At 33.7% G+C, this 7,683-nt stretch carries 3 protein-coding genes and 3 pseudogenes; 1 reads left to right on the top strand and 5 read right to left on the bottom strand.

Features of this window, described 5'->3' with window-relative positions:
* Positions 1-93 precede the first annotated feature (93 nt).
* From bhYOR_RS07480 to bhYOR_RS07495, 4 genes and pseudogenes are all read right to left on the bottom strand, one after another.
* The gene (locus tag bhYOR_RS07480) at positions 94-705 is read right to left on the bottom strand and encodes a Vsp/OspC family lipoprotein (protein WP_025400412.1); all 612 of its coding nucleotides are present in this window, start codon (positions 703-705) and stop codon (positions 94-96) included.
* Positions 706-846: 141 nt separating this feature from the next.
* The gene (locus bhYOR_RS07485; RefSeq protein WP_025434380.1) at positions 847-1,947 is read right to left on the bottom strand and encodes a variable large family protein; all 1,101 of its coding nucleotides are present in this window, start codon (positions 1,945-1,947) and stop codon (positions 847-849) included.
* A gap of 110 nt (positions 1,948-2,057) precedes the next feature.
* Positions 2,058-3,129: pseudogene (locus bhYOR_RS07490) on the bottom strand (variable large family protein).
* A gap of 143 nt (positions 3,130-3,272) precedes the next feature.
* Positions 3,273-3,507: pseudogene (locus bhYOR_RS07495) on the bottom strand (variable large family protein); the annotation flags it as partial.
* Positions 3,508-3,709: 202 nt separating this feature from the next.
* On the opposite strand from bhYOR_RS07495, the pseudogene bhYOR_RS07500 reads away from it, so the two are divergent.
* Positions 3,710-4,468 (top strand): annotated as a pseudogene (locus bhYOR_RS07500) (variable large family protein); the annotation flags it as partial.
* A gap of 1,504 nt (positions 4,469-5,972) precedes the next feature.
* Here bhYOR_RS07500 and bdr read toward each other — a convergent pair.
* A complete protein-coding gene (gene bdr / locus bhYOR_RS07505) occupies positions 5,973-6,689 on the bottom strand; it encodes a Bdr family repetitive protein (protein WP_247088625.1) in 717 nt (238 codons plus the stop codon).
* Between the last annotated feature and the right edge of the window lie 994 nt (positions 6,690-7,683).

Consider the following 7,683-nt stretch of genomic DNA (forward strand, 5'->3'; position numbering starts at 1 on the left):
AACGCTTTTCTTGTTTTTGATGCAGGAGGGTTAGTTTACCTTTTGCTTAATAATTTATCTTATAATAACTACTTAAATTATTTATTCCCTTAGTCAAGACTTAGCAGGAACAGCTGTAAGCTCTTTAATTGCAGTTTCTACTGCATCGTTAGCATCCTTTAACAACCCATCTATTGCTGTGTTGAGTGCTTCAAGCTCAGAAGCCCCTTTATCTCCACCAGGCTGTCCTATTCTATCTATAGCTTTTTTTGTATCTTCATCACTAGCATCATTTTTACCAAGGGTAGCGGTTTGTCCTTTCACTTTGGCCAAGAATGCTTTACTTTTAGCTTCAGCATCAGTAACCTTTGCCTTTAATGCCTCAGAGATCCTAGCCTCTTTATCTAAGCCTTTCAATTTTCCTTTCGCAATCAATATTATTTGAAATGCCCCTGCAATTAATGACCCATTCTTATTTTTATCAGCATCAGCAAACTCAAGGGTACCATCATTTTTAATTTTCTTTCCAATAGCTTTAGCAAGCTCATCTACTGATTTAACCAAAGTATGAATTTCTTTTACACTCGCTGCAAAATCACTAGCATCTTTTATCTTTTTACTTATTTTTGCTAAATCAAGTACTGTTCCATCTGACTTAGCTACTTCGTCACTTTTAAGCCCTGGACCCCCATTATTACAGCTTACTAATACCATAAATAAAGTCATTATTATTGCACTTATTCTTTTCCTCTTTTATATTTAACTTCTTATTTTTTTTAAAACAAAAAAGAAGGTTCTCTAGACTCATCTCTTTAAGATTGCCTTCTACTTTCATCCCCCAATAATCTCAATTTATTATTTATCTTACTAATCTGCCTTATTACTTGATTCTGAAACTGGTTCTTGCAGACCTCTTGCTTTATCTATTTTTTCTTTTGCTGTTCCAAGAACATTCTTTACCGTCTTCTTAATTACATCTTCTATTGCTACTAATAACTTATTGACTGCTGTTATTCCTGCTGATTGTACTGCTTTTTCATCACTATTTGCATTATGTGAGGCTAATTTACCATCCTTAACTAAGGAACGCAATACTATTCCCCCACTCACTGCACTTGCTAACGCTACATCTTGTGCTAAATTAGCTGCTTGACCTCCTCTTGCAAAAGAAAGTGCACTTGTATCCGCAGTTGCAGCTGCTCCTACTTCTGCATCGCCTTCTTCTGATTTAACAATAGCTGCTAATATTTCTTCTCCACTCATTGATGATACTATTGCTGCCGCTTCCAGTCCCGCTGCTGCTCCTGCAGCACCTGTAGCTAAAACCTTGGCTCCATTTTTTGCATCAGTTCCTCCTACATTTGCAGTAGATATTGCTACATTATTTCTTTTTGGTTCTGCAACACCTTCTGTAGTAGCTGCTGTTACTATCCCTTTCAATGCCTGATATACCTTCTTTAATGCATCCGTATTTGCTGCTACTCCTTGTTGGTTGCTTGTTACATCAACTACCTTGTTAGCATCACCTATATCATTTAAAGATTCTAAATGTCCTTTTAATACCTCCAATGTCTTCTTAGCTGTATTAACCGCTTCTCTAATTGTCTTATTTAGTAGACCATCTTTATCGGCATCTGCTGTTGCTTTTACTGCTACTTGTTCTAATTCTCCTGATACTTCTCCAAGCTTCTCACCTAGACTGTTAAAATAACCTGCTACTTCACTCTTCTTTGTATCTTTAGTTACTCTTAAGCCTAATGTATCTGAGACTAAAGCCATAAATGAGTAAAAAGCATTCTCAACACTCCTACCTAATTCCATTAGTGAATTGCCTAAATTTCCATTTGCTCCCCCTGCTGCTCCGGTCTTACCCGCTGGTTGTTGTCCACATCCTATCATTAGAACAACTGTCATCATCATTATACTTATATTTAACTTATTAATTATTGCACTTATTCTTTTTCTCATTTCTTTACGTGCCCTTTTAACTTATGCATTACCTTTTATTCTTATAGCAAATAATTTTCCCACTTCACAAAAGAGAAGAGAAGTGTTTTCCTTACAATGACTTTATATTTTTAGTTTGACGATTTATTAGTTGGTTGAGCAGTATCAGACTCAGTAGCTTCACCAGTAGACTCAGAGTATTTTATTCCCTTTACTGTTTCTTTTATCTTATCTAGATTGCTACTTACTGTTTTCCTAATTATAAAATCAAGTACTCCTAATACCTTATTTACTGCACTTACTGCTGCTGCCTTAACCGCACCATCTTCATTAGCGGCAGGTTGAGTAAACTTATCATCTTTAGTCATTGCCTTAAGAGCAACAGCTGCTGCTAAGTCTGCATTAGTAGCTGCCTTAGCACCATTAGCATTCGCAGCACCAGTAGCTAGTTGTCCAGCATTGTTATTATTGGCAGCAACAAAGCCAGAAGTAGTAGAATTTTTAATTTTATCAATCATTGCCCATGGATCTGCTTTAGTCACCTCAGCAACTAATTTAGGACCAGAACCTGCAGCAGCCTGAGCATTTCCACCAAGTGCAGCAGGGGCATCAGTATTAGCAGCAGCATTTACTGGTTCACCAGCAGTTCCTTTTTCAATCTTTACACCAGACTTTTCAGCAACTTCAATTATTTCTTTAACCCCTTCATAACGGTATTAACATCAGCAATATCAGAAGGTGTTGCAGCAGCAGCTTGAGCAGTACCAGCTTCAGCAATATCAATGTTAGCTTTAGTTATCCCAGCTAGCTTAGTTACAGAGTCAATTAGCTTTGTAAGCACTGCACTAGCACTATTAATAACAGCTTTAACTCCTGTAGTATCAGCATGTGACGTTGCAGTTACTTCTTTTAATAGCTCGTCTAACTTACCTTAACGTTTTTAAGTCCCTTTCCTATACCTTCAAAATGTTCTCCTACTTTACTTCTCTTATCACCAGATTTAACCGCATTAAATCCTAATGCATCACCTATTGCATTTCCAAGAATTCCAAATATATCTTGAAATCCTTGTCCTATCTTCACTAATGAATCAAAAAATGTATTCTTATTTTCTGCTGCTAGTTTCTCTGCCTCAAGTTGATTACTACAGCTTGCTAATACCATAAATAAAGTCATTATTATTGCACTTATTCTTTTTCTCATTTTCTTCCGTGCCTCTTTTATTACTCTATTTAAGTAAAGGAGCAAGATATAAATAAGGGAAACAAGTTTCATACATAGAGAGCAATAGAAGAGTTCTCCTTAAATGACTTTATTGAGTTATTTACTGCTTATTAATTCTAATATTAGTTCTTCTTAGTTTTAGGAATCTGATTACCAGTAGTTACAGGAATATCATTAGCATTGATTTTCATAGCATCTTTAACTGTTTTAAGTCTCCCATCAATAGTTTTCTTTATTGTAATAGTCAGTGCAATCTAGTGCTTTAATAACTGCACTTACTGCTGCTCCTTTAACCGTAGTAGCAACAATTCCTTGAACATCAGCATTACTAGTATTAGCAACCTTACCACCCTTAGCCCCAATAAGCTCTTAATGCTATAACACTTGCTTAAGTGCAGCACCAACATTGCCATCATTACTCTTGGCTAATTTAGTAGCAATCGCCATTCTCTTTAATCATGGCTCGTAATATGCTAGCATCTGTTACTGGCTTCAACTGTTTTAGCTACATCATCTTTTGCTGTCCCTTCTTTGCGGCCAACCCCAACCTCAAGTGTCACATGCTGATACTACAGGAGTTAAAGCTGTTATTAATAGTGCTAGTGCAGTGCTTACAAAGCTAATTGACTCTGTAACTAAGCTAGCTGGGATAACTAAAGCTAACATTGATATTGCTGAAGCTGGTACTGCTCAAGCTGCTGCTGCAACACCTTCTGATATTGCTGATGTTAATACCGTTATTGAAGGGGTTAAAGAAATTATTGATGCAGCGGATAAATCTGGTGTAAAGATTGAAAAAGGAACTGCTGGTGAACCAGTAAATGCTGCTGCTAATACTGATGCCCCTGCTGCACTTGGTGGAAATGCTCAGGCTGCTGCAGGTTCTGGTCCTAAATTAGTTGCTGAGGTGACTAAAGCAGATCCATGGGCAATGATTGATAAAATTAAAAATTCTACTACTTCTGGCTTTGTTGCTGCCAATAATAACAATGCTGGACAACTAGCTACTGGTGCTGCGAATGCTAATGGTGCTAAGGCAGCTACTAATGCAGACTTAGCAGCAGCTGTTGCTCTTAAGGCAATGACTAAAGATGGTAAGTTTACTCAACCTGCCGCTAATGAAGATGGTGCGGTTAAGGCAGCAGCAGTAAGTGCAGTAAATAAGGTATTAGGAGTACTTGATTTTATAATTAGGAAAACAGTAAGTAGCAATCTAGATAAGATAAAAGAAACAGTAAAGGGAATAAAATACTCTGAGTCTACTGGTGAAGCTACTGAGTCTGATACTGCTCAACCAACTAATAAATCGTCAAACTAAAAATATAAAGTCATTGTAAGGAAAAAGCTTTTCTTGTTTTTAATGCAGGAGTGTAGTTTCTCTTATTAAGTAAGCTGTAAGAGCAGGGAGAAATAAAGTCAAAAAGGAATAGGAAGCTAGGAGCGTAATGCTTTTAGCTTCTGATGTTATTTAGGGAGTGTTTGATTGTATATAAAATTGTTTACATGAGTAAAGATTGAATATAAATAATTGCAAGTATGATATTAAGAGTATATTCTTATTGTAATCAAATAATTAAATACTTTAAAAGTAAGTTGAGTTTGTGTAAGCAAACTAAAAGCATAAAGATTCGCGTATAATAAGTTTTATTTTATTTCAATGCCAAAAAGTCATTGTGGGGTTTTATTTTTTTATGATAATAGGAAGGCATAAAATAATGTGTTAAGTGAAATGTTAAACTTTATTTTTGGTATTAGTAAGCTGTAATAGCGGTCCTGTAGAGGACCTAAAGTTGTCTTTTTGCCTCTATAGCTGCGAAAGCTAATGGTGTTGAATGAGCGCAAACCGCAGCAAGCTAGTGCATCGATTGGGTCTGTAAGTGGTGTTGATATTTTTTTCAAGTTATTGCTGAATCTGGTAATGCTGCTAATAACGATATTTCGATTAATATAGTAAAGAATGAAGCAACAATGATGCTACTTGCATAAATGCACTGATCAATCTAAAGACATCAATCTTGAGTACAAAGGTGAATACAATATTGAGGATATCTTAGAGGATTTCCCCAAGCAATTTAGCAATAGGTATAAATACAAAGTATAGCCTTTTTGCTAAATATTTCAAACTAAACCCCATCTCATGTCTCCTTTTCACCTAAAATTTTATTCTTCTCTTAATTTGGAAGCATAATTCCTAAATTAGCTATAGATAATTTAGGACCCTTCAAAAGCTCTTAAGTCCAATATCCGGCAGTGGATTATACAAACTGTCAGGTATTCATTTGTCCAGATATTCTTCCCTTCTTTTTATCTCAAGTTTGCGTTTTTATTCTCTCTCCCTTTCTATTATTTCTGTCTCTTCAGGCTTCAAATGATTTGTTATCTCTTGCGCCTCTTAATCCATCAGAAGTTTTATTTCTAACCTTTGTATTCTCACCATAAGTCTCTTTAGGAGCACAATCAACTTATACTTATTTTGGATATGCATACGTTAAAGATTGGATAACAAAGAAATATACAGATGGCCTTGACATTACGATTAAGAAAATAGGCAATAATGATTATTGTGAAACAAAGCGCGGTTCTTTGATGAATAATATTTTGGATAGGATTTATGAAGATTATAAGGAAATATTTCTTGGTAATTTAGAAAAAAAGGTTTGTTGTTAATAATTCTGAGGATGTTGGTTCCTTAGAGGTAGAATAAGAAGCTTTTGAAGGAAAATTACAAGGTAGGCAAGTTAAAGGTTTCTAAAAAGATTAAGCTAGCAAGTCCTTAGGGTTAATGCTATTCTGATTTATTGCTTTTTAATTAAGTTATGCAATTACTTAAAGATAAGAGTTAATAAAATACCTATAGAGATGGTAATAATAGTCCCAAACATCCAATTATGAAGTCTTAATGTGCTCTTAAGTTCCATTTTGTTAACATCAATTTTGTTATCCAGGTCTTTAATGTCAGATTTTAACTCATTTCTAACGTTGTCAATTTTGTTATCCAGGTCTTTAATGTCAGATTTTAACTCATTTCTAACGTTGTCAATTTTGTTATCCAGGTCTTTAATGTCAGATTTTAACTCATTTCTAACGTTATCAATCTTTATGTTAAGATTATTCTCAACAGTATCAATTTTGTTATCCAGGTCTTTAATGTCAGATTTTAACTCATTTCTAACGTTGTCAATTTTGTTATCCAGGTCTTTAATGTCAGATTTTAACTCATTTCTAACGTTGTCAATTTTGTTATCCAGGTCTTTAATGTCAGATTTTAATTCATTTCTAACGTTATCAATCTTTATGTTAAGATTATTCTCAACAGTATCAATTTTGTTATCCAGGTCTTTAATGTCAGATTTTAGGCTTGCCCCAACCTTTTCAAGCTTAAGGTTAAAAGTAGTCTCTAAATACTCAATATCTTTGTAAGTAAGCTCATTACGATAATATCTGTAAGATAAATCAGTAGCAATATCTCTATCAATACCAGCTTTAACAAGTTCAGCGATAACCATTTGTTGAGTAACTATTGGTTGAGGAAGTCCCATAAAATCTCCTTATAAGTATTATACATTGTTTTATTGCAAAAGGATATGAGAGAATAGTTGTTTTTGAATTCTATTAGTTAATTTATAATTAATACCAAGTTGTTTGAGGTGTAGATTAATATAAGATTTGAGGGTCTGTAAGGTTTTCCTTGATTTATTATCAAGTAAAAAGGATTCAATTGGGGTAGCAATATTAGAGTACAATTTATTATTGCTATTTTTATAGAATAGTAAATTAGAAGTATGTATGCGTAATGATTGAAAAGAATTAATAAACTTTAAGTTTTTATAGCTATTTAGAGGAGTAGTTTTGCTTACAAGTTTGATATGCTTATGTTTTAGATTTTGTGAAGAGGAGTGGGTATAAAAGCAAAAAGCATTTTTTCTATGGGAGGAATTAAGAATGGCATAGTAAATGGATTCTAGATGTTTAGAGGTTAGGTTTTCTAGGAATAGTTTTTTAAGAATACGATTAATTTTCCAAGCAAGGATAGTAGAATTAAGCTTTTTTAGGGAATAAATGGCGTTTGTAATTAGTTTGGGTTAAGCAAAGTATGCTTTTTAATTTGTAAACCAGAAAAAGATAAAGTATAAGAAATAATATTATCTGTAAAGTTAGTGATAGTAAAATTTTTGTTATTTAGAGCGGACAGAGGTATACCGGAAGAGGGTATAATGCCAATTGATTTAAGTTTTGTACTATTTGATAATAAGTGATATTTAGAGAAAGAAATTTTTTATACTAATCATTGTATAGAAATATATATCTATTTATAAAAATGTCAACTTTGGTATATTTTCGTGACAACTATGGTGCATTTTCATAGCAACTTTGTTCATTTTGGCGTCAATTCATAAAAATAAGAAATGAAAAAAATCAACTTTGTTCATTTTCGTGACAACTTTGTTCATTTTGGTATCAACTTTGAACATTTTCATAGCAACTTTAGTCAATATTATAATTCAAAGAATCTTATACTAATAACAAATTATA

This window comes from Borrelia nietonii YOR, from assembly GCF_023035795.1.
Taxonomy (GTDB): domain Bacteria; phylum Spirochaetota; class Spirochaetia; order Borreliales; family Borreliaceae; genus Borrelia; species Borrelia hermsii.